Here is a 21966-nt window from a genome sequence, read left to right as displayed (position 1 = left end):
GAAATCAATGAAAATTACTGTTGCCGGAATAGGATATGTGGGTTTATCGCTTGCTGTATTGTTGGCTCAAAAAAACGAAGTTATTGCTGTTGATATTCTTGATGAAAGAGTAAACGATATAAATAATAAAAAATCTCCCATTAAAGATAAAGAAATAGAAGATTTTTTGACAAACAAAGAGTTAAATTTAGTTGCAACTACCGATGCTCGAACAGCATATAAAAATGCCGATTTTGTCGTTGTTGCCACGCCAACAAATTATGATGAGAAAAAAAACTTTTTTGATACATCGTCGGTAGAAAAAGTAATAAAGCAAGTAACGGACATTAATCCGAATGCCGTTATAGTTATAAAATCCACAATACCTATAGGTTTTACACAAAAAGCAAAAGAAAATTTTGCTACCGATAATATTTTGTTCAGTCCCGAATTTTTAAGAGAGGGTAAAGCTCTTTACGATAATTTGTATCCGAGCCGTATAGTGATAGGAACCGATTTAAATAACAAAAATATTCTAAGTAAAGCGGAACAGTTCGTAAATTTATTAAAACAGGCGGCAATTAAAGAAAATATCAATGTACAATTTATGTCTGCTACGGAGGCTGAATCCGTGAAGTTGTTTGCCAATACGTATTTGGCGTTAAGAGTAAGTTTCTTTAATGAACTTGATACTTATGCCGAACTTAAAGGTCTTAATTCAAAAGCCATTATTGACGGTATATGTTTAGATCCGAGGATAGGCAGCCACTACAATAATCCGTCGTTTGGATATGGCGGATACTGTTTACCGAAAGATACAAAACAATTGCTTGCAAATTACAAAAATGTTCCGCAAAATATAATTTCCGCTATAGTAGATTCCAATAAGACAAGGAAAGATTTCATTGCCGAACAGATTGCTTCTAAAAAGCCAAAAACCGTCGGGATTTATCGCTTAACCATGAAAACAGGTTCCGATAATTTCAGACAAAGTTCGATTCAGGGTATAATCAAAAGATTAAAAGCAAAAAACATTGATATTGTGGTATATGAACCTACAATCAGGGAAAAGATATTTTTAAATTCGGTAGTTGTTAAGAATATAAATACATTTAAACAAGTTTCCGATGTTATAATAGCAAATCGTTACAATAGTGAGCTTGAAGATGTAAAAAATAAAGTTTATACAAGAGATTTGTTTTTTAGGGATTAAGTTGTTATTTGAATGAAAATCATTGACAAAATTGATATATTCTTCTATAATTTTAAAGTGTGAAAAAGTTGTGAAAATCAACTTTTCATATGTGTATATAAAAGGAGTTTTTGATGGTATTAGAAGTTTTACGAAAAAAGTATCTTGGAGAAGTCCTTTTAAGTAAGCAGTATGTCACAAAAGAGCAGTTGTCGGAGTGTTTGAAAGAGTCCTTAGAAAAAAAGAAGAAAATCGGAAGTATTCTTTTAGAAAAACAATATATTTCCGAACCGCAATTATTGGAATGTTTGGCGGTAGCCTTAGGTGTTGAATATCGCGAGTTGTCGGAAGTTGATGTAGAACAAAGAGTTCTTGATTTAATTCAAGAAAAAATAGCAAGAAAATATTGTGCTGTTCCTTTGGAACTTAACGGAGATATGCTTGTAGTTGCGATGGCTGATCCCGCGAATGTTGTTTATAAGGATGAGCTTGCAAGAATTACCAATAAGAAACTTTCGGTAATCTTGGCATCCGAAAAAGATATTTTATCTTTCATAGAAAGATTTTATGTAAGAAGTTCTTTAAGTAAAGAAATCGGCGAAAATGAAATACAAGAGGCTGAAGAGGAAGAAGAATTAACCGATGATATTGAAGAGTCGGATTCGGCTCCGGTTATTAAGTATGTGAATTCGATTTTCTTTGATGCGATAACCAAGAAAGCCAGTGATATTCATTTGGAACCGTTCGAAAAAGAAATTTATTTGAGAATGAGAATAGACGGTATCTTGCAACAGATGCCTGCTCCTTCTAAAAAATATTATCCGGCTATTGTTTCCAGAATAAAAATTATGTCGGATCTCGATATAGCCGAAAGAAGATTGCCGCAAGACGGTAAATGCAGAATAAAAATTTCAGATCAGAAGATAGATATAAGAGTCTCGATAATACCGACTATATGGGGTGAAAAGATAGTACTGAGAGTCCTTGCTAAAAACGTGTTTGGTTTGGACATAGAAAGAGTAGGGTTTAGCCCTCAGGAATTAGCGTTCTTTAAAGAAGCAATCACGGCTCCATACGGAATGATACTTGTTACCGGTCCTACATCAAGCGGTAAAACTACAACTCTTTATTCCGCTTTAGGGCATATAAATACGGCAGATATTAACATTATGACTGCCGAAGATCCTGTGGAATATGAGTTGAAGGGAATTAATCAGTGCCATGTCAGAGCGGATATAGGTTTGGACTTTGCAAGAATTTTAAGAACCTTTATGAGACAAGACCCTGATGTTATACTCGTAGGAGAAATCAGAGATACCGAAACGGCACAAATAGCAATTCAGGCCGCATTGACGGGACATCTTGTATTTTCAACTTTGCATACCAACGATACGGTAAGTACAATTTCGAGAATGGCTTTTATGGGTGTTGAATCTTACCTGATGGCGGATGCTTTGAATTTGATTATAGCGCAAAGATTGGTTAGAACTATTTGTCCGAATTGTAAGAAAGAAGTTACTCTTCCGGATGAGATATATCAAAAGTTGGAACTTGATAAGTCTTGTAAAGTTTATGAAGGACAAGGTTGTAAGTTCTGTGACAATACCGGTTACAAAGGAAGAACGGCAATATTTGAAATGTTAAGAATTACAAAAGATTTGAAAGATGCTATTGCCAGAGGTGCTACCGATGTTGAATTAAGAGATTTAGCTGCAAAGCAGGGAATTATTTCTTTAAGAAAAGCCGCTATTGCTAAATTATTGGAAGGAAGAACAACGGTAGAAGAAGTATTTAATGTGAGTATGGCAGAAAAATAATTTGTGAGGTGTTTTGTAAATGCCTAAATTTAAATATAAAGCTAATAATTCTTTGGGGTTAAAAGTTTCGGGGTCCGTTGTCGCATCCTCGGAAAATGCGGCTCTTTCCGAGTTGAGAATGAAAGGCTTTTCTCAAATATCTTTGTCGCAAAGTGCTTTCGGCGGTTTCCTTGCAGACTTGGATGCAAAGTTAAAAAAGAGTACCTCAAGTACAAAAGTTTCTTTGTCGGAATTGGCGGTTGTTGCCAGACAGTTGTCTACATTGGTTAATGCCGGTGTTAATGTGTTGGAAGCCGTGTCCGATGTTGCCGTTATGGTTCAAAACGCATATTTCAGCAGCGTTTTATTAAAAATATCCGAAGATGTAAGAGGCGGAAGCAATTTCTCTGATGCTCTTGCAAAATATCCTAAAATATTCGATAACACTTTCGTTTCAATGGTTGCCGTAGGTGAAAAATCAGGTAAATTGGCTAAAGTTTTATCCGATTTGGCTACACATATTGAAAATTCAGTTAAATTAAGAAGAAAAATTAAATCTGCCGCATCGTATCCTATGTTTGTAGGCAGCTTTTTCCTTATAGTTTTTTGCGGTATAGTTTTTGTTTTAATACCGAAATTCGAAGAAATGTTTGCTTCTTTCGGAGCGGAATTGCCTTGGGCAACTCAAGTTGTTATTGATGTAAGTCATTTCGTGGTGGATAGAATTTTATACATTGTGGCACTCGGCGTATTGGCTTATATAGCATTTAGAATATGGACTAAAAATCCGGAAGGATTGAAACAGTGGCATAAATTGTTTTTCAAAATTCCCAAATTTTCTCCGATATATACAAAAATGGTTTTTGCGAATTTCTTTCAAACTTTGTCTACGCTTATAAAGAGCGGTGTCGATATTGTTTCTTCAATACAAATTGCGGCAAATACGGTAAATAATACATACTTAAGGTCTATATTGGAAGATATAAGAACCGCAATAGTCGGCGGAAATTTCTTCTCGGCTGAAATGGATAAGCATATTTTGTTTCCTAAAATGGTCGTTAGAATGACTGCCGTAGGTGAAAAAACCGGTCAAATGGAAGAAATGTTTTTGAAGATTACGGATTACTACCAAGATGAAGTTGATGCTGCTGTTGCAAGTATAAGTGCCATTATAGAACCTGTATTGATTGTTGGTTTGGGTTTTATGGTGGGTATATGTGTTATAGCATTGTATTTACCTATATTTAATATGGCAAATGCTATGGTAAACCAAAATGTTTAAAAAGGGTAAAAATTTTATGAAATTGAATGTAAAAGGTTTTACTTTTATTGAAGTTATGATTGTTGTGGTTATTATTGGTATTTTGGCTTCCGCATGGTTTTTTACAGGTAAGGGGCATATGAAAGTAGCAATGGCTAATGAGGGAAGAGCTTTAATTGATAAAATAGTTGCACAGGAAAAAATTTATAGAGTTCAAAATTCAGACTTTTTTATAACTGCTTCCGGTAAAAAACTTGAGTTTTCTCAAGAATTAAAAATTGATGCCAGACAAAATAAGTACTTTAAGAGATTTAATATAGCTAGGACCAAAAATTCGTCCGGAGCAACAAATAGAGAGGGCGTTGTTGTAACGGTTTATCCTGTGGATGGAGATGTTGATTTAAGAGGGGTTACTATTGTCGGCACTTATAAATTAAGTTCCGATGATATTGTGTATGAAGAAAATTTGGGTTGAGGAATTAAATATGGTGTCTAATTTAAAAAAACAAAAAGGAACAACCATAGTAGAAGTTTTGGTAGCGGTTATTATTATCGGTATTGTGAGTGTGTATGGCTTATCTTTTTTTTCTTCTGCATATAGGGTTTCTATAGATAATAAAGATTATAGCTTTATTTCACATGAGTTGGTAAGGAAAATGGAAATGGTTAAAGGTGGTGGCTATCCGTCTGCAACGAATCCGAACTATTATCCATTTGATATTACTTCTGAAGATGGAACAAGGTTTGATTTTAAGATTGAAAAAAAACTTAGAGACCGATGCATAGTCCATTATACTTGCGAATCTTTTGTAGATACTGACGGGACAAATACTTTTAACAATAGTGCAAGAATTGTTATTACAGCAACATGGCCATGGGCTACTGAAGGATCATATTCTAATTCTTCTAGTGCATTGGCAAAAAAAAATAGAATGGTTTTGGTAAGTTATATTGCAAAGGAAAAGTGGCAATAGTGAGGTGTTTTGATGTTTTTTAAGAAAAAAGGTTTTACTTTAGTTGAAATGATGGTAGCTATTTTGTTATCGGCTATTGTTATCTTTTTTTCGTATACAATGACAATATCCGCATATAAAATGTTTTCCAGAATAAGTAAGTCTTCTAAAAATTTTAATAATATACAATTTTTCGAAGAAGTTCTAAAAAAATCAATTACGGAAGCACAAACAATTTCATTTTCCTCAAATAAAAAAGAAATGAAATGTACGAGGTATGATAAGAATATTGGAGAGTTTGTTGTAGATGTTTACTCTTTTCCCGAAGACTCTGCCGGTAAATTTGATAATGTTGTTGGTAAACAATATGATTCTTTTCCCCAAAATATTATTACTGGCAATAAAATGTTCGGTTCTACAAAGCTTTTTTTAAGGACAGAACTTTTAAGTGGAACAGTTTTAGCCTCGAATGTGTTGGTGTTGGATAACATTAGGGCTTTTTATTATAGACCAAATAAATATCCTGGTTCAACTGGATCAAATCCTGCGATACATTGGGATAACATAATGATAGGTGTTGTTTACGAAGAGCAAATTATTCCCAATGTTTCAAAAAGACAAACCAAATCTTTTTGTTTTGCTGTAAGAAATGGGAGTATTTTATGATAAATAATAACAAAGGAGCCATACTTTTAATAACAGTTGTTTCTATGATGATATTGACTATTATAGGTTACATCACCTTACAGATGGTTTCTTCTCAAGGTGTTATGGATACATATGATCATACGAAAATAAGAGTGGATTATGCTGCAGAGGCAATAGTAGAAAGAGCAAGAGGTTATATAGATTATCTTGTCGTTCAAAAGTCAACGCCGATGCCTACTCCAGTGATAGGTTCATATGGGGATGTTGGTTCCGGTGGTAAAGGTCTTCTCTATTCTATGGTTGATGGTTCTGTGGATAATAGATGGTTTTTGTTGGAAAATGCCGAGGGTGTTGATAGTGTGAAAAGGGGACATGTCTTCGATAATAGTATGTATCCTAATATTTTTGCCGGTGATATTTATTGTGAGTTCGTTACGGAAGAGGAAGATGGTTTTGTTCTTGGTACAGATGTAAGCAGTGACCAACAACTGAAGTCTAAAGTTTTTATATTGAATCCTACATCTGATGAAAATCCTAAGTGTCAAACATATAGAATTGTTGCTGTTGCTTCAGCTACGGTGAATGTTGCAGGTGGAACTGTGATAGTTTCAACTGTAACATACTATTTTAATAGTCGTCATTATGTTGATAAGAATGCAGATGGTACAGTAGAAAAACATGTAACGAAACAATACTCAATGGGTTGGAGGAAACAATCTTGATAGGCATTGATTTGGGCAGCAAGTTTGTAAAGATCTGTAAAATTACGAATACTGAAAAGAAAAAGAAAGAATATTCGATAGTTTCGGCTGTAGTGGATATTTCAAACTATTCCGGAACGGAAAAGACGGAAAAATTGACATCCGTTTTGAAAAAATTAGGTTGCTTGGAAGATACCGTATGTTTGGCTGTTGGCGGTAAAGATATAATTAACAGAGATTTTGTGTTAAAAAGAAATAAGTTGATTAACCTGAAAGATCAGGTTAATAACGAGGTTGTTAACACAATTTCCGAAGATTTAGGTAAAACTTATTCTTCTTTTTCTGTTATAAAAAATAATTCCGACAAAGAATACAGCATTATTTTTTCCGCAGCTCCTATGGAAAAAGTTAATGCAAAGTTTTCTTTTATAAATACAATTGATACACTTTCCGTTTCAAGTGTTACTTTGGAAGATTTTGCTTTAGCAAATGCTTTTGTTGAGTTCGGGCCGAACTATAAGAATTCCGAAAATATTATTTTAATAAACATCGGTTACAATGTTTCAAATGTTATTGCAATGAACGGTAAAGAGTTGGTTTTTATTAAAGATATAGATTTCGGAGGTCAAGATATAACGAGAGATATTTCAAACTTTTATTCGATTCCCGAAAAATTATCCGAAGAGTTAAAGAGAAGAGAAGATTTAAGACAAACAATAAATTTTAACATGAAAAATATTTTGAAAAAAGATGTTGCAACTTTAATAGAAACTTTGTTTAGAACTATAGAACATTGTATAACAAGACAATTTATAGTTTCCGTTGACAGAATAGTGCTTACCGGCGGAGGAGCTATGACGGAAGGAATAGATAATTTTATTCAGGATACTTTAGGTATTCCTACCGAAAAATGGAATCCGTTGGATAATAACAAGTTTGTGGGATATGTAAATAAACCGCAAGGTTTTTATTTGCCTGTTGCTTTAGGTTTGGCACTCGAAAAGGAGAAAAAAGCAAATGTATAGCTTTAATTATATAGAAGGTGTTATTACAAAAGAAAAATACGGAAGTACTCTTGTAAGATTTTTAAAACTTTTAAATTTCTTTGTTCACATAGGAATAATATTGATATTTTTATTTACGGTTTTTAGACATTTCGAAACCGTAAATTACAACAAAAAAATAATTGATACAAAGAATAAAATCGAACAAAAAAGAACACAGAACAGTATTATAGAAATAGAAAAAGAGTGGGAAACTTATTACTATAAAATATTGGCTGTAAAAGAACAAATAAAAGGAAGCACGAATTACGGCTCTATTTTAAAGGATTTCGGAACATTCCTGCCCGAGGGAGATTCTATTATAAATCTTTCTATGGCGGGAGAAGCCGCAACTTCAGATTGGTTTATAAGCAAAGAAAAAGTAAAAAAATTAACCAGTTTCTATGATTATGCTCCAATTTTAAATTCTGCTTTTGAGAAAAGTGAGTGTATTAAAAACGATATGGTAATAGAAACCATGGAAAAACAGAATATTTATAAAAGAGAAGTTAATGCTTTAAAATTGAAGATAGGGTTAAAAAAAGCAAATTAAGTATTGGGGATATAATTTATGAATCAAAGTAAAAGAGTTTTAATTTTTATATTGAATTTGATGTTTTCTTTGTTTATCGCATACTTGGTATACAACTATATTTACGGCAGCTATGATAAAGAATTTAAAGAAAGAAAAAGTGTATACGAAAGATTTTCAAATATAAATTCACAGTTGGATGATTTTAACAGCATACAAACAAAGATGGATGAGTTGGATGAATCTTTAGCGGAAGTCTTTTCTATTTATAAAGACACTTTTTATTCGAACGAACAAAATATAAACGCATATAAAGTGAGAATTTTGGAGTTGTTAAAAGAAACCGATATTCATATGGGAAAAGATGATTCCATAGTTCAAGAAAAAAAAGATAACAGTATAGAAATAACTCTAAAGATAAAAGCAACATACAAACAAATTTGTAAATTTTTATTTGAATTGGAAAGGTATTCTAAAGTTTTGTCTCTTGTTATGGATTACAAAGGAAATGTGGAGATAAAAACCGTTCCTATTCTTTTTTCTTCGGAAGTAAACGATTGTTTCAGCGGAAGAAATACGATTGATTTTATAGAAGATGATATTCGTAAAGCCGGGTATTTTAAAGAAATATCCGATAAAATAGAAAAAGCAAAAGATGTTGGTTATATTCAAACATGGAGAGATTTCGAACCGATTCCAAAGACACCTTTTTATTTTTATGTTCCTGAGAAAACGGTTAAAAGCGGTGGCGGAGGTGCTGTAAAAGTTGAAAAACCTAATATAGTTATAGACGGTATAATGTATGAAAAGCAACATCCTATGGCTATAATAGGCGGTAAATTTTATTATGTTGGAGACGTTTATAATGGGTTTAAAATAACGCAAATTAACGGAAACAACATAAAAGTCAGTAAGTATGGTTCAGTATTTACAATAAAAATGGAGAATTAAAAAAAGGAGAGAAAATGAAAAAACTTTTGTTGACGGTATTAGCTGTTTCTTTACTATTTACTACTTCTTATTCTGCGCCGGAAAAAGAGAGTGGCGGAGGTTTACATTCCACAAACTTAATTTCTATCGATTTTCAAGGAACTTCACTATACACTGTTTTAAACGTTTTAAGTATGAAGACAGGTATGAAGTTGATTTCTTCCACGGATTTATATCAAAAGAAGATAATGTTATCTTTGCAGGATGTTACTGCGGAAGAAGCTCTTAATGCTTTGCTTGATACTTATGATTTGTATTATGTTAAACAGGGTGATGCAAACATATATGTTATTAAGAGTAAAGCGGACGGAAGCCACATTACGGTTTCCAGAGTTATTTTTTGTAACTATGCAAAGGCTTCCGATTTAGAGAAAATTTTGTCAACAAGATTATCAAAAGGCGGTAAAATCGTTTCCGATACAAGAACAAACTCTTTAATTATTACGGATTTGGCCGATAGTATAGATAAAATGGAAGGTCTTATAAGATCTTTGGATGTTCCTACACAACAGGTTTTACTTGAAGCTAAAATCGTAGATATTAACTTGTCTCACGGAACGGCAATAGGAACAAGATGGAACGAAACTTATAGAGACGGATTACTTAATCCTACCGTTGATCCTTCAAAAATGAACAACAAAAATTTTGTTTATGATACTCCTATAGGTTCGGTTATGGGATTAGGTTTAACAAAATCTTTTGCAAGAGTAGGAGTTTCTATTCTTGAAGGTGATGATTGGAGTATAAACGGAACATTTGAAGCCGGTGTTGAAGATAAAGATGCTAAAGTATTATCGAATCCTAAACTTCTTGTTTTGAACAATCAGGAAGCATCGATAGATATTGTTGAAGAAATTCCTTATTTGGAAAGTAAAACAACTTCTACCGAAGGAAATACAACGGGAACAATGGCATTTAAAGAAGCCGGTATAAAATTAAAAGTAAAACCTCAAATAAACAGAGACGGTTCGATAGTATTATCGATATCTCCGGAACAAAGTTATAGAACAGGTGAAACAATCGGAGAAGAAAATACACCTGTTATTAATACAAGTAAATCAACAACTACTTTAATGTTAAGAAGCGGAGAAACTGCGGCTATAGGCGGTTTAATAAGAGAAACGGAAGATACGACAGTAAACAAAGTTCCGTTATTGGGTGATATTCCTATATTGGGATACTTATTTAAGAGTGAAACGAAAAACAAATCGAGATATGAACTTACTATATTCATAACGGCAAAAATTGTTAACTAATATTTATCAAGGATTATAAAAACTATGGAAAATGAAAATTTAAATATGGACGATAATAATATAGATAACAATAATTCAAATGTTTCTGCTTCCGAACCGAATTCCGGTACAAGTACGGATGTTTCCGAAAATCATCCGGTTTCTTCGGGTTCGGACAATGGAAATAATGCCGTTAATGCAGGTGATAATAATGCCGGTAGTGAAAGTGCCGATACCGATATAAGTAATAACGGCACACAAGAGAATGAAACTGCAGGTTCGGGTAAAAGTTCTATTGCAAATGTTTTTGCAAATGTAGTTAATAAACAGGCTGATGAGAAAAACAGTGAACAAGAAGAAAACAAAGACCAACAAGGATTAGATGATGGTCCTCATGTTCATAAAGTGTTGATTATTGAGGATAATGAGGCAGAAAGAACTTCTTTGAGAGCTGCATTGGAAACCGAATCTATTGTTGTCGAAGCTGTTGAAAACGGTTTTGAAGCCGAAAATCTTGTTCGTATTTCTATGTTTGATATTGCGATAGTTGATTACAGATTACCTGATACCGACGGTCTTAATTTAATAAAAAAGTTAAAAATATCCATTCCGGAACTTATGCCTTTGGTTGTTACGGCACATAGTTCGGTAGAAATTGCCGTTGAGTCTCTTAAAATGGGTGCTTACGATTATATGACAAAACCTTTGAATATACCGAACTTAATTAAAACAATTTCTACGATGATACAAGATAAAGAAACTGCTGTTTCCAGCAGGAAAAAATTAGTTGATTTGCAATCTAAACAGGGAATAACATATACCGCATCTTCCGGAGATGAACATGTTTCTATAATAACTACACCTAATCCGGATATGTTGGTTAGTGAAGAGACAAAAGTAAGTTTCGGTAAAAAAGTAAAAAAATTTATATTAGCAGTTAAAAATTTTTATTGGGGATCATAAAATGATAATGAAAAAATTATTAATCAGTTTTTCTTTAATTGTCTTTTTGTCGTCTTTGTGTACTGCAATAACAAGAAATACTTCAAACAGTAATGAGAATAGAAAAATAGAAAAGAATGCCTATTATAAAGAATTACAAAGAGCCAAAAATTGTTATTGCGAAGGTGATTTTGACGGAGCCGAGAAATATCTTAATAAAATTTTCGAGGTTTCTATTGACAACGAAAAAGCTAACGAAATGAGAAATAAAATTTTGTTATTAAAAGAAAAAGAATCTTACTATAAAAAAACTTTGGTTAATGATTTAGTGATAGAACTTAGAAGAGCTGTTAAAGAAGGAAATTGTTATGAAGGTTTTTTATTTATAAAAAGAATACAAGATCTTTCACCGAATGAACCGATAGAAGCCTTTAAAACAAGATTGGAAAATGAAAAAGAGTTGGTTTTGTATGCTATAGAAGATACCGGAGACAAAAATCTTTTTATAGATTCTCTTGATTTCTTTGTTAAAGAAAAGTTTAAAAAATCATCGGATTATATATATAAACTATATCAAAAATATCCTAAATTTGTCGATTATGTAGGATTAAACAGATGTTATGTTTTACAGGAAACAACAAGCAAAAGAGTTAAAAAGTTTTATGATGATGCCGTAAAATGTTTTAAGGCAACAAAATTGGGAGAAGCGAGAAATTTGGCTGAATTGGCATATAGTTTGCAGCCTAACGATATAAGAATCAGAGTTTTGTTAGATCAAATTAATATGGAAATATTGTAATTGTTTAATATTTGAACTGATTAATATCTTTTTCATAACTTAGCTATATTATCTGCACCGGTTATTATATTTGACCGATGCAGATTTTTTTTGTTTTGTTCTTCTCGTCGATAAAAAATAAAAACTTGACAATTTTTAAACACTGTGTTATAATTAGCACTTGTAAGATTTAAGTGCTAACAATGTTAGAGTGCTAAATTAGAAAAATAGAAGATTAGAGGAAAAGAGGAAGAATAACCAATAACAAAATTTGCGAAGCAAATTTTACATTTAAATTTCCAATCTTCCAAATCTCAAATTCTCCAATCTTCAAAAATTACGAAGTAATTTTTAGAGGTTTGTATGAGACAAATATCTGAAAGTATTTTACAGGAAAGAAAAGCCAGAGTTTTATATGCTGTCATTCACGAGTATATAAAAACAGGTAAACCTGTCGGTTCAAGTGTATTGGAACAAAAATATAAATTTAATTTATCTCCCGCTACGTTAAGAAATTTAATGGCGGAACTTGAAAAAGACGGATATTTAACTCATCCACACACATCTGCCGGCAGAATACCTACGGATGCAGGTTATAAAGCTTATGTTAACTCCTTGGTTGAGTTACAAAGATTAGCGGTTGAAGAAGAAGAAAGAATTAAACAGGAATACGAAAAAAAGACAAAAGAAATAGAAAGTCTTTTATCTCAAACATCTAAAATATTGTCCGGACTTTCTAATTATACGGGATTTATTACAGCTCCGAAAACAAAAGTTAACGAGATAAGAAACATAGAATTGATGCAAGTTTCAAAAAGTCAGGTTATGGTTATACTTTTAACTAAAACGGGTATTGTTAAACATAAAATGATAAATTTAAGTGTTGACAGCGAAGAATTATATGAATTGAAAAAATTCTTAAATAATAAGTTAAGAGGTTTAACCATAGAAGAAGCATCAAAAAGATTAATTGTTGAAGTGGAGAAGTATCAAGATAAACAAAACGATATGTTACAACTTGCAGAACAAATATGCAGCGTTATAGATAGTATTCAGGAAGATATTTATGTCGACGGAACATCAAATGTTTTGTCTGTTCCGGATTTTACAGATTTCGAATCTGCAAAAAGTTTAATGAAACTGAACGAAGATAAAGACAGACTTATAGAAATAATAGGTAAAGATTTGGATGAAGCAACCGTAAATGTAAAGATAGGCGGACAGGATTTAAGTGAATTAAAGAATTTAAGTGTGGTAAAAACTTCTTATTCGTATGGAGATAAAATAGTCGGAGTATTGGGAATAATAGGTCCTAAAAGAATGGATTACGATAAAATGATGGCTTTGGTAAATTCTGTTTCAAATATAGTTAACGGATTCTTATTAAAAATGGGAGATGAGCAAGATGAAGAATAAAGAAAAAGAAGAACAAAAAATAGAAGCGAAAGCAGAAAAGATTGCAGAAGAAAAAATCGAAAAAGCCGAAGAAAAAGTAGCTGAAAAAGTTGAAGATATAGCAAGAGAAGTAAAATTATCGGAACTTGATATTTTGAAACAGTCTTTGAAAGAAAAACAAAAACAGGCAGATGAATATAAAGCGGAATATTTAAGAAGTGTTGCCGAATATCAAACGTTGAGAAACAGAACGGAAAAAGAAAAAGGTGAATATATAAATTTCGGTAAAGCAAAAATACTGGAAAGAAATATAAGTATATACGACGTTTTTGAACAGGCGATGATAAGTGTTAGAGCAGGACAAGATTTAAAAAGTATTAAAGTCGGTCTTGAAATGATATATAACGAATTTAGCAAAATGTTGAAGGAAGAAGGTGTAGAAAAAATAGATTGTTTAAATAAAAAGTTTGATCATAATGTATGCGAAGCATTGGATCAGGTTGAAACAGACGAAGCAGAAGAAGGAACAGTGCTTGCGGTTTATCAAAACGGATATAAGTTAAACGGAAAACTTATGAGACCTGCAAGGGTAAAAGTAGCAAAAAAGAAAGAAGAAGAAAAAGTAGCGGAAGAAGAAAATTCCGAAGAAAAATAAAAAGTAAAAAATATAAATTTAGGAGGACAAGAAAATGTCTAAGATTATTGGAATTGATTTGGGTACATCGAACTCGGCAGCGGCAGTTATGGAGGGAGGAAAAGTAACACTTATACCTTCCGCAGAAGGAACAACTTTAGGAGGAAAAGCGTTTCCTTCTTATGTAGCATTTACAAAAGACGGTCAATTGTTGGTTGGTGAACCTGCAAGAAGACAGGCAGTAACAAATCCTGAAGGAACAGTTTCCGCATTTAAAAGAAGAATGGGAGAAGATTATAAATACAAAATTAACGGTAAAGAATTTACTCCTCAACAACTTTCAGGTTTTATTTTACAGAAAATTAAAAAAGATGCGGAAGCATATTTGGGAACAACTGTAGATAAAGCTGTTATTACTGTTCCTGCATACTTTAACGATCACCAAAGACAAGCAACAAAAGATGCAGGTGCAATTGCAGGTTTGGAAGTGGTAAGACTTGTTAACGAACCTACGGCAGCATCTCTTGCTTACGGTATAGATAAAGTAGGTAAAGAACAGAAAATATTGGTATTCGATCTCGGCGGCGGAACTTTGGATTGTACAATAATGGAAATGGGATCCGAGGGAACATTTGAAGTATTGTCTACATCCGGAGATACAAAACTCGGCGGAACCGATATGGATAAAGCAATTATAGATTACATCGCTGAAACATTTAAGAAAGAAAACGGTATAGATTTGAGAAACGATAAAATGGCTGTTCAAAGATTGCAGGAAGCTGCAGAAAAAGCAAAAATCGAGCTTTCCAACATTCTTGAAACAGATATCAATTTACCGTTTATTACAGCAGATGCTACAGGACCGAAACATTTGGCAATGAAACTTACAAGAGCAACACTTGAAAACTTGGTAGATCCTATAGTTCAAAGATGTAAAGCATCTATAGACCAGGCAATAAGCGATGCAAAACTTACAAGTGCGGATTTAACAAAAGTTATTCTCGTCGGCGGTCCTACAAGAATGCCTATAGTTCAAAAATTTGTTGAAAACTATGTAGGTAAGATTGTTGAAAGAGGAATCGACCCGATGGAATGTGTTTCCAACGGTGCAGCAGTTCAAGCAGCTGTTTTAACCGGAGATGTAAAAGATATTCTTTTGCTCGATGTTACACCTTTAACATTAGGCCTTGAAACTTTAGGAAATGTTAGAACACCTATCATTGATAGAAATACAACAATTCCTGTAAAGAAATCTCAAGTATTTTCTACCGCACAAGATAATCAGCCGGGAGTGGAAATACATATTTTGCAAGGTGAAAGACCTATGGCAAAAGATAACGTTTCTTTGGGAAGATTTACTCTTGACGGAATACCACCTGCTCCGAGAGGAGTTCCTCAAATTGAAGTTACATTCGATATCGATGCAAGCGGTATTTTGCATGTATCTGCAAAAGATTTGGGAACAGGTAAAGAGCAGTCAATTAAGATTACTTCTTCAACAAAACTTTCGAAAGAAGATATAGACAAATATGTTAAAGAAGCAGAACAATATGCTGCAGACGATAAAAAGAAAAAAGAAGAAATCGAAGCTAAAAACGAAGCCGACAATTTAGTTTATGCAACAGAAAAGAGTTTGAAAGAACATGGTGACAAAATTTCTCAAGATGAAAGATTGAAAATCGAACAAGCTATCAACGACACAAAAGAAGCAATTAAAGGCGGCGATATAGCAAAGATTAAAGAAGCTAAAGATAAACTCTCGGATGCTTCACATAAATTAGCGGAAGAAGTTTATAAGGCGGCACAACAACAGCAACAGGCTAATGCACAAGGCGCAGCAGGTGCAAATGCAGGACAGCAAGCAAATAATAATGCCGGCGGAAACAACGATGACAATGTTGTTGACGCCGAAGTCGTTGATGATAAAAAATAACTAATCTTTTGAATTTATGCTTCGTTACACCGTGCCTCATTTACTTTTCAATGTAAACTTCGGCACGGTGTGCCTAGCCTAAAGTTCAAAATCTTTAGTTATTCAAGATTAAGTAAGATATTTGAAAAAACAGAACTATCAACAGGCAAATTGCCTGTTGGTAGTTTCCGAGTTTAAAAAGAAAAATTTGTTTAGTCATTTGTGTTTGTTGTTAATTGTACATTATACATTGTAAATTATAAATTGTCGTTTTAGCCTGTTGATAGTTTCGCAAGTTTAAAAAGAAGTATATTGTCATACCGCACTTGATGCGGTATCTCGTAGTTAAAAGATAAAATTTTTAAAGAGTATTAAAAGATATTTTTTAATGATTTTATTTGAAAAATTGCGAAGCAAAATACATTGTTTGTTGCTTTGTAAGACTTCTTAGATTTTAAATTTTAACGAAGTATTTACCGAATGAAGTGTACAAAAAGAAAGCGGTAGCGGTTGGTACTCGATTGAGGCAAATACAAAGTTAAAATTAAAAAGATGAAGTCGCTTCGCTCAAATATAAGAGGAAAAAAGATGAAAAAAGATTTTTACGAAGTGCTCGGTGTTCAAAAAGGAGCATCGGCCGACGAAATAAAAAAAGCATACAGACACTTGGCAATAAAATATCATCCCGACAGAAACCCGGGAAATAAAGAAGCCGAAGAAAAGTTTAAAGAGATAAATGAAGCTTACGACGTTTTGTCTAATCCGCAAAAGAAACAGCAATATGATGCATTCGGTCACGAAGGTATGAACGGTATGGGCGGAGCCGGTGCGGGCGGTTTCGGTAATATGGGAGATATGGGCGACATATTCGGCGACATATTCGGCGACATATTCGGCGGCGGCAGAGCGGGAAGATCGTCGGGCGGGGCTCAAAGACAATACAGAAAAGGTGCAGATTTAAGATACGATTTGGATATATCTATGCTTGATGCAATGACAGGTAAAGAAGTATCTTTGGATGTTACTAAAAGAGATACTTGTCAAACTTGCGGAGGAACAGGAGCAAAAGCGGGAACAACTCCGAAAACATGTCCTCAATGTAAAGGAAGGGGACAGGTTAGGGTTAGTCAAGGCTTTTTCTCTTTCACTCAAACATGTCCCAAATGTCATGGCGAGGGACAAATTATAGATAATCCTTGTCCTACTTGCAGAGGAACGGGAACAATAAGAACAAATAAAACAATAAAAGTAAGAATACCTCAAGGTGTTAACGACGGCAGTACATTAAGAGTTTCCGGCGCGGGAGATGCAGGTCCGAAAGGTGCTCAGCCGGGAGATTTGTATGTTGTTATACATTTGAAAAAACAGCCCGGTTTTGTAAGAGAAGGAGACGATTTACATACCGAAATAAGACTTACATTCGCACAAGCATCTTTGGGAATGGAATATGATGTGCCTGTCTTAGACGGAAAAGTTAAAGTTAAAATTGCCCCGGGAACACAACCCGGAACGATATTAAGAGTTAGAGATCAAGGTTTCCCTAAACTCGGCAGAAGAGGAATAAGGGGAGATTTATATGTTAAAGTTAATATAAATGTTCCGAAAAGTTTAAATTCGGAACAGAAAAAAGCATTGTTTGAATTTGCAAAAACCATGGGTGAAGTTCCGAAAGATGCCGTTCAGAAAAACGACAGTTTCTTTAAAAAGTTTTTCAGTTAATAGTATTTTGTTGTACAAAATGATAAAATAATTAAAAACTTATAAAGAGAAAATAATGAAAAAAATATTAAGTTTAACGGTTGCATTGATATTCTGTTTTGAAAGCTTTTCTTATGCAAGTTACAGCGGATATAAATCCTATATAAAGGGATTACTTGCATTAAAAAAAGGAAAATCGGATGTTGCTGTTTCCGAATATGAAAGAACTTTATCTTACGATACGGACGCTACAACCGTTTATAAAGATTTAGCACTTGTTTATTTGCAGCAGGGAGATGTTACAAAAGCATTGGAGAGTGCAAAAAAACTTCAAGAACTTGAAAACGATAATGTTAAAACACAAATGTTTTTAGGTTCTTTTTATCTTTCAATAAATGAAATGCTTTCGGCAAAACAATGTTGGGAAAGAGTTTTGGAACTTGAACCCGAAAACGAAATGGCAACCGTATATTTGGCCGCATATTACTATTCCGACAACAAACTAAAAGAATCAATTGATTATTGGACAAAATTTTTGGAACAACAACCTGAATCCGCAGAAGGATATTTTCAACTGGGTTTAACGCAGGAAAAACTCGGTATGCTCGATGAAGCTCTGCAATCATATAAAAAAGTTAATGAAATAAAATCCGAAGCACAGGAAGGTTATTTGGCAAGAGCCAGAATTTATGAAAACAAAAAAGAATATAAACTTGCAATACAGGAATATAAAGAATATGCAAAACTTTTTTCGGGAAATGTTGCAATATTAACATATCTCGGCAAATGTTATTTCGAAGAAAAAAAATATGACGAAGCCGAAGAAATAGTTTTAAAAGCAAAAGAAACCGCACCGAACAATGTTATTTTAAATTATTTATTGGGAATGATATATGAAAAACAAGATAAAATTGATGATGCGATAGATGTTTTTGAACATATAGTAAAATTGGAACCTACGGCGGCAAATTATACAAGGTTAGGTTATTATTATGCATTAAAACAGGATTATAAATCCGCGGAAAAATATCTTGACAATGCATTGGAAAAAGAACCGTTAAATTCCGAAATATTATATTTGGCAGGTTTAAATTATATAGATTCAAAAAAATATGAAAAAGCTAAAAAGGTTTTAGAAGAATCTTTATATTTAAAACCGGATTTTAACGAAGCTAAATTTTATTTGGCTCTTTCATACGATAAACTTAAAAATTTTAATAAAGCAGAACAGCTCTTAAAGGAAATAATAGCAGTTGAACCGGATAATGTTAAAGCTCTAAATTATTTGGCTTACAGTTATACGGAAAAGACGATACATTTGGACGAAGCCGAACAAATGCTTATAAAAGTCGTGAAGTTGCAACCGAATGTTCCGGCATACTTGGATTCGTTGGGTTGGTTATATTACAAAAAAAGAAATTATGAGTTGGCAGAAAAATATATTTTCGCTGCGGCAAACACACAACCCAAAGTTTTTGATAGAGATATCTACGAGCATTTGGGGGATATAAGTATAGAACTTAAAAAATTATCTCAATCGTGGTTAGCATATGCCGTTGCTTACGATTTGGGTTCCAAAACCGCAAAGAAAAAATTGAATTTGTTGGATAAAAAATTTGCACAGGAAAAAGATTTGCAACAAGAAAAATATAAAGTTGTTGCCGAAAGAGCAATATTGAATTTTCACAGAATCGCATCTTTAAAGTCCGGTTATAAAATTAACATAAAAATGAAGGGCGTATCAGTGTCTTCTTACATGTCCGTTCTGTTTGCAAGAAAATACGGAATGCTTTTTGAATTTCCTCCGAAACTATCTTTTCAGGGCGGAAGTGTTTATATAAACGATAATATTGAGTTTTATCCGCAAGCAATGGAAGAAAATATTCCCGAAGATTTTACATCCATGTTTGACTTTGCAAAACTTATATTATCAAAAGATTTTATAACTTTATTGTTCTCTTCGGATATGAAACAAAAAGGGAAAGAAATTATTTATCAAAATAACGAATACACAATAAAGATAGATTCCGCTAGCGGAATGTTTAAGGAGTTTATAAAAACAAATTCATTTGACTTGAAATTTAATTCGTATAAGACTTTTAATAACATTTCAAAAATTCCGTCAAAGGCAACTTTTATAGCCGAAAAAAACGGTTTTAAGTGTGTATGCGATTTGACAAAATCGTCAAATGTGTCACTTCCGGATTTACAAAAATTTATCGGGCAGACAAACGATGATAGTAAAAGCACCGGCCAAGATTAATTTATATTTGGAAATCATAAACAAAAGACCGGACGGATATCATAACATAGAATCCGTTATGCATACCGTTTCTTTGTTTGATATTTTAGAGTTTACAAAAATTAAAGATAACAAAATAGAACTTGTTTGCGATAATGCGGATTTATTTGATACCAAAAAAAATCTTGTTTATAAAGCCGCCGAAAAAGTTAAAGAAAAATATAACATAAATAGCGGTGTAAAAATAAAGCTTACAAAAAATATTCCTATGGGTGCCGGTTTGGGCGGAGGTTCTTCCGATGCTGCTGCGACAATTCTTGCTTTAAATAAAATATGGGACATAAATGACGACATAAAAAATTTGGAACAGTCAGGAGCCGAATTGGGTGCAGATGTTCCTTTTTTTATGACGGGCGGAACGGCAAAAATTTCGGGCATAGGCGATATTGTTGAAAAAATAAACACAAAATTATCGTTGGATTTTGTTTTGGTAAAACCAAATTTCGGAGTATCTACTCCGCATGCTTATTCCAAAGTAAAATTTCCATTGACAAATCCCCGTAAAATTAGTAAAATTATCAGAAGCCTTGAAAAAGGTGTGTTTGATTTTGAAAGTGCAAAGGATCTTTTTTTTAATAGGTTTGAAGATTTTATCTTTGAAGAGTATCAAGAAATAAAACAAATAAGGGAAGTTCTTGAAGATTTAGGGTGTGCGAGTTTGATGTCGGGTTCCGGAGCTACTGTTTTTGGTTTAGTTCATGATAAAGAAAATTTAGATTTTATCTTAAATGAATTAAAAAAATGTGGCTGGAATGTTTGGGTTGCGAGCTCATTCGAAGTCAGCAAATAGAGCTGAACGGAGGAGTTATGAAAATAACTGAGGTTAGAATTTTCCCAAAAGAAGAAGAAAAATTAAAAGCCTATGCGGCAATTACATTCGATAGTGTATTTGTTGTTCATAATTTAAGAATTGTTAAAGGTGAGAAAGGTTTGATGGTTTGTATGCCTTCAAGAAAAAAGAATGACGGAACTTTCAAAGATATAGCTCATCCTATAACAAATGAGTTTAGAAGTGAATTGGAAAAAGTTGTTTTGGACGCTTACGAAAAAAAGTTAGCTGAAGCACCGGCAACCGATACTCAGACAATATAATTTAATTCCGAGATAGTGTAATGGTAGCACAAGGGAATTTGGATCCCTTCGTCTAGGTTCGAATCCTGGTCTCGGAGTTTGGTATAAATTAAAAAGAAACATTTTTTATAAATTGTTTCTTTTTTTTATATGTATAAAAATATTGAGTTTTTAATAAAAAAAATATATAATTACTCAGTTAGTTGTTAATATATGCTTTTTGGGGTTTTTATGGCAGATTGTCTTTTTTGTAAAATTGTGGCTGGAGAAATACCTACTAACAAAGTTTATGAAGACGATAAAGTGTTGGCTTTCGGGGATATAAATCCTCAAGCTCCCGTGCATATTTTGATTATTCCGAAAAAGCATATTAAAAGTCTTGAAGATGTTTCTAATGAAGATGTTGAATTGTTAGGACATATACAGCTTGTTGCAAGTAAGTTGGCAAAAGAAAATAATTTGAATGACGGATACAGACTTGTAAATAATTGCGGAGTTGACGGCGGGCAGACGGTTGCTCATATTCATTATCATTTGCTTGGTGGCAGAACTTTCGGTTGGCCTCCGGGTTAGAATAGATTTAAGTCACAAAAAAAGGTGGTGTAAATTTAAATGGTTAGTGTTAAGGTAAGAGATGGCGAATCAATAGAAGAAGCTATCAGAAGATTTAAAAGAGAATGCGAAAGAAACGGAATAATGCAAGAGATTAAAAAGAGGGAATTTTATAAATCTCCTAGTGTTATAAAAAAAGAAAAACTTGCTGAAGCTAAAAGAAAAATTCGTCGCAAAATGATGAAAGACAACAATTGGTCAAGATAATCTAGTTGATAAATTTGTTGAAAAATTATTAAACAAAGGGGGATATTCGGAAGTATTGAGAATGTCCCCTTTGTTTGCATTTTTG

General features: G+C 33.1%; 22 protein-coding genes, 1 tRNA gene and 1 pseudogene. All 24 read left to right on the top strand.

Annotated features, from left to right (window positions below; all coding sequences use genetic code 11):
* The first annotated feature begins 7 nt into the window (after positions 1 to 7).
* The 24 genes and pseudogenes from B2Y85_RS03860 (at position 8) to rpsU (ending at position 21881) form a co-directional block, all read left to right on the top strand.
* The gene (locus tag B2Y85_RS03860) at positions 8 to 1192 is read left to right on the top strand and encodes a nucleotide sugar dehydrogenase (protein ID WP_372519159.1); all 1185 of its coding nucleotides are present in this window, start codon (positions 8 to 10) and stop codon (positions 1190 to 1192) included.
* Positions 1193 to 1305: 113 nt separating this feature from the next.
* On the top strand, positions 1306 to 2988 hold the full coding sequence (locus tag B2Y85_RS03855; RefSeq protein ID WP_372519158.1) for a GspE/PulE family protein: 1683 nt from the start codon (positions 1306 to 1308) through the stop codon (positions 2986 to 2988).
* Between the two features lie 19 nt (positions 2989 to 3007).
* Positions 3008 to 4249 carry a type II secretion system F family protein gene (locus tag B2Y85_RS03850; RefSeq protein ID WP_372519157.1) on the top strand — a complete coding sequence of 414 codons (1242 nt, stop codon included), beginning with the start codon at positions 3008 to 3010 and terminating at the stop codon, positions 4247 to 4249.
* Between the two features lie 16 nt (positions 4250 to 4265).
* Entirely contained in the window at positions 4266 to 4703 is a 438-nt protein-coding gene (locus B2Y85_RS03845; protein ID WP_372519156.1) for a prepilin-type N-terminal cleavage/methylation domain-containing protein, read from the top strand.
* Positions 4684 to 5202: a type IV pilus modification PilV family protein gene (locus B2Y85_RS03840; RefSeq protein WP_372519155.1), complete on the top strand. Its 519-nt coding sequence runs from the start codon at positions 4684 to 4686 to the stop codon at positions 5200 to 5202. Before B2Y85_RS03845 ends, B2Y85_RS03840 begins: the two co-directional genes overlap by 20 nt.
* 12 nt (positions 5203 to 5214) lie before the next feature.
* Positions 5215 to 5286 (top strand): annotated as a pseudogene (locus tag B2Y85_RS03835) (prepilin-type N-terminal cleavage/methylation domain-containing protein); the annotation flags it as partial.
* 36 nt (positions 5287 to 5322) lie between these two features.
* Entirely contained in the window at positions 5323 to 5847 is a 525-nt protein-coding gene (locus tag B2Y85_RS03830) for a hypothetical protein (protein ID WP_372519313.1), read from the top strand.
* On the top strand, positions 5844 to 6551 hold the full coding sequence (locus B2Y85_RS03825; protein ID WP_372519154.1) for a hypothetical protein: 708 nt from the start codon (positions 5844 to 5846) through the stop codon (positions 6549 to 6551). Before B2Y85_RS03830 ends, B2Y85_RS03825 begins: the two co-directional genes overlap by 4 nt.
* Entirely contained in the window at positions 6548 to 7555 is a 1008-nt protein-coding gene (pilM, locus tag B2Y85_RS03820; RefSeq protein WP_372519153.1) for a pilus assembly protein PilM, read from the top strand. Before B2Y85_RS03825 ends, pilM begins: the two co-directional genes overlap by 4 nt.
* A complete protein-coding gene (locus tag B2Y85_RS03815) occupies positions 7548 to 8126 on the top strand; it encodes a hypothetical protein (RefSeq protein ID WP_372519152.1) in 579 nt (192 codons plus the stop codon). Before pilM ends, B2Y85_RS03815 begins: the two co-directional genes overlap by 8 nt.
* 18 nt (positions 8127 to 8144) lie before the next feature.
* Positions 8145 to 9056, top strand: coding sequence for a hypothetical protein (locus B2Y85_RS03810; RefSeq protein WP_372519151.1), 912 nt, complete (start codon positions 8145 to 8147; stop codon positions 9054 to 9056).
* A gap of 14 nt (positions 9057 to 9070) precedes the next feature.
* Complete coding sequence (locus B2Y85_RS03805) at positions 9071 to 10351, top strand: secretin N-terminal domain-containing protein (RefSeq protein ID WP_372519150.1); 1281 nt, start codon at positions 9071 to 9073, stop codon at positions 10349 to 10351.
* Between the two features lie 24 nt (positions 10352 to 10375).
* Positions 10376 to 11293, top strand: coding sequence for a response regulator (locus B2Y85_RS03800; RefSeq protein WP_372519149.1), 918 nt, complete (start codon positions 10376 to 10378; stop codon positions 11291 to 11293).
* A 7-nt stretch (positions 11294 to 11300) separates the two neighbouring features.
* Positions 11301 to 12071 (top strand): hypothetical protein, encoded by a 771-nt coding sequence (locus B2Y85_RS03795; RefSeq protein WP_372519148.1) that lies wholly within the window; start codon positions 11301 to 11303, stop codon positions 12069 to 12071.
* Positions 12072 to 12413: 342 nt separating this feature from the next.
* Complete coding sequence (gene hrcA, locus B2Y85_RS03790; protein WP_372519147.1) at positions 12414 to 13466, top strand: heat-inducible transcriptional repressor HrcA; 1053 nt, start codon at positions 12414 to 12416, stop codon at positions 13464 to 13466.
* Complete coding sequence (locus tag B2Y85_RS03785) at positions 13456 to 14100, top strand: nucleotide exchange factor GrpE (protein WP_372519146.1); 645 nt, start codon at positions 13456 to 13458, stop codon at positions 14098 to 14100. The genes hrcA and B2Y85_RS03785 overlap by 11 nt, the downstream gene beginning before the upstream one ends.
* A 34-nt stretch (positions 14101 to 14134) precedes the next feature.
* Positions 14135 to 16012, top strand: a complete 1878-nt coding sequence (gene dnaK / locus B2Y85_RS03780; protein ID WP_372519145.1) for a molecular chaperone DnaK — start codon at positions 14135 to 14137, stop codon at positions 16010 to 16012.
* Positions 16013 to 16579: 567 nt separating this feature from the next.
* On the top strand, positions 16580 to 17710 hold the full coding sequence (gene dnaJ, locus B2Y85_RS03775; protein WP_372519144.1) for a molecular chaperone DnaJ: 1131 nt from the start codon (positions 16580 to 16582) through the stop codon (positions 17708 to 17710).
* A 55-nt stretch (positions 17711 to 17765) separates the two neighbouring features.
* Positions 17766 to 19952, top strand: coding sequence for a tetratricopeptide repeat protein (locus B2Y85_RS03770; protein WP_372519143.1), 2187 nt, complete (start codon positions 17766 to 17768; stop codon positions 19950 to 19952).
* Positions 19924 to 20781 carry a 4-(cytidine 5'-diphospho)-2-C-methyl-D-erythritol kinase gene (gene ispE, locus B2Y85_RS03765; RefSeq protein WP_372519142.1) on the top strand — a complete coding sequence of 286 codons (858 nt, stop codon included), beginning with the start codon at positions 19924 to 19926 and terminating at the stop codon, positions 20779 to 20781. Before B2Y85_RS03770 ends, ispE begins: the two co-directional genes overlap by 29 nt.
* Positions 20782 to 20798: 17 nt before the next feature.
* On the top strand, positions 20799 to 21083 hold the full coding sequence (gene spoVG, locus B2Y85_RS03760; RefSeq protein WP_372519141.1) for a septation regulator SpoVG: 285 nt from the start codon (positions 20799 to 20801) through the stop codon (positions 21081 to 21083).
* A 6-nt stretch (positions 21084 to 21089) separates the two neighbouring features.
* A tRNA-Gln gene (locus B2Y85_RS03755) sits at positions 21090 to 21160 on the top strand.
* A gap of 133 nt (positions 21161 to 21293) precedes the next feature.
* On the top strand, positions 21294 to 21635 hold the full coding sequence (locus B2Y85_RS03750; RefSeq protein WP_372519140.1) for a histidine triad nucleotide-binding protein: 342 nt from the start codon (positions 21294 to 21296) through the stop codon (positions 21633 to 21635).
* Between the two features lie 39 nt (positions 21636 to 21674).
* Positions 21675 to 21881 carry a 30S ribosomal protein S21 gene (gene rpsU, locus B2Y85_RS03745; RefSeq protein ID WP_372519139.1) on the top strand — a complete coding sequence of 69 codons (207 nt, stop codon included), beginning with the start codon at positions 21675 to 21677 and terminating at the stop codon, positions 21879 to 21881.
* Positions 21882 to 21966: the final 85 nt, after the last annotated feature.

The sequence above is a fragment of the Candidatus Ruminimicrobiellum ovillum genome (assembly GCF_002392975.1).
Lineage (GTDB): Bacteria > Elusimicrobiota > Endomicrobiia > Endomicrobiales > Endomicrobiaceae > Ruminimicrobiellum > Ruminimicrobiellum ovillum.
This window is presented reverse-complemented; position numbering and strand designations above follow the sequence as displayed.

Excerpts from the sequence above, each read along its gene's own strand:
- B2Y85_RS03810 (WP_372519151.1), top strand. The coding sequence starts at position 8,145 with ATGAATCAAAGTAAAAGAGTTTTAATTTTTATATTGAATTTGATGTTT.
- B2Y85_RS03795 (WP_372519148.1), top strand. The coding sequence starts at position 11,301 with ATGAAAAAATTATTAATCAGTTTTTCTTTAATTGTCTTTTTGTCGTCT.
- rpsU (WP_372519139.1), top strand. The coding sequence starts at position 21,675 with ATGGTTAGTGTTAAGGTAAGAGATGGCGAATCAATAGAAGAAGCTATC.
- B2Y85_RS03750 (WP_372519140.1), top strand. The coding sequence starts at position 21,294 with ATGGCAGATTGTCTTTTTTGTAAAATTGTGGCTGGAGAAATACCTACT.
- B2Y85_RS03800 (WP_372519149.1), top strand. The coding sequence starts at position 10,376 with ATGGAAAATGAAAATTTAAATATGGACGATAATAATATAGATAACAAT.
- B2Y85_RS03825 (WP_372519154.1), top strand. The coding sequence starts at position 5,844 with ATGATAAATAATAACAAAGGAGCCATACTTTTAATAACAGTTGTTTCT.
- dnaJ (WP_372519144.1), top strand. The coding sequence starts at position 16,580 with ATGAAAAAAGATTTTTACGAAGTGCTCGGTGTTCAAAAAGGAGCATCG.
- B2Y85_RS03845 (WP_372519156.1), top strand. The coding sequence starts at position 4,266 with ATGAAATTGAATGTAAAAGGTTTTACTTTTATTGAAGTTATGATTGTT.
- B2Y85_RS03805 (WP_372519150.1), top strand. The coding sequence starts at position 9,071 with ATGAAAAAACTTTTGTTGACGGTATTAGCTGTTTCTTTACTATTTACT.
- B2Y85_RS03860 (WP_372519159.1), top strand. The coding sequence starts at position 8 with ATGAAAATTACTGTTGCCGGAATAGGATATGTGGGTTTATCGCTTGCT.
- B2Y85_RS03830 (WP_372519313.1), top strand. The coding sequence starts at position 5,323 with ATGTTTTCCAGAATAAGTAAGTCTTCTAAAAATTTTAATAATATACAA.
- B2Y85_RS03770 (WP_372519143.1), top strand. The coding sequence starts at position 17,766 with ATGAAAAAAATATTAAGTTTAACGGTTGCATTGATATTCTGTTTTGAA.
- hrcA (WP_372519147.1), top strand. The coding sequence starts at position 12,414 with ATGAGACAAATATCTGAAAGTATTTTACAGGAAAGAAAAGCCAGAGTT.
- B2Y85_RS03785 (WP_372519146.1), top strand. The coding sequence starts at position 13,456 with ATGAAGAATAAAGAAAAAGAAGAACAAAAAATAGAAGCGAAAGCAGAA.
- dnaK (WP_372519145.1), top strand. The coding sequence starts at position 14,135 with ATGTCTAAGATTATTGGAATTGATTTGGGTACATCGAACTCGGCAGCG.
- B2Y85_RS03815 (WP_372519152.1), top strand. The coding sequence starts at position 7,548 with ATGTATAGCTTTAATTATATAGAAGGTGTTATTACAAAAGAAAAATAC.
- B2Y85_RS03850 (WP_372519157.1), top strand. The coding sequence starts at position 3,008 with ATGCCTAAATTTAAATATAAAGCTAATAATTCTTTGGGGTTAAAAGTT.
- spoVG (WP_372519141.1), top strand. The coding sequence starts at position 20,799 with ATGAAAATAACTGAGGTTAGAATTTTCCCAAAAGAAGAAGAAAAATTA.
- B2Y85_RS03840 (WP_372519155.1), top strand. The coding sequence starts at position 4,684 with ATGAAGAAAATTTGGGTTGAGGAATTAAATATGGTGTCTAATTTAAAA.
- ispE (WP_372519142.1), top strand. The coding sequence starts at position 19,924 with ATGATAGTAAAAGCACCGGCCAAGATTAATTTATATTTGGAAATCATA.
- B2Y85_RS03855 (WP_372519158.1), top strand. The coding sequence starts at position 1,306 with ATGGTATTAGAAGTTTTACGAAAAAAGTATCTTGGAGAAGTCCTTTTA.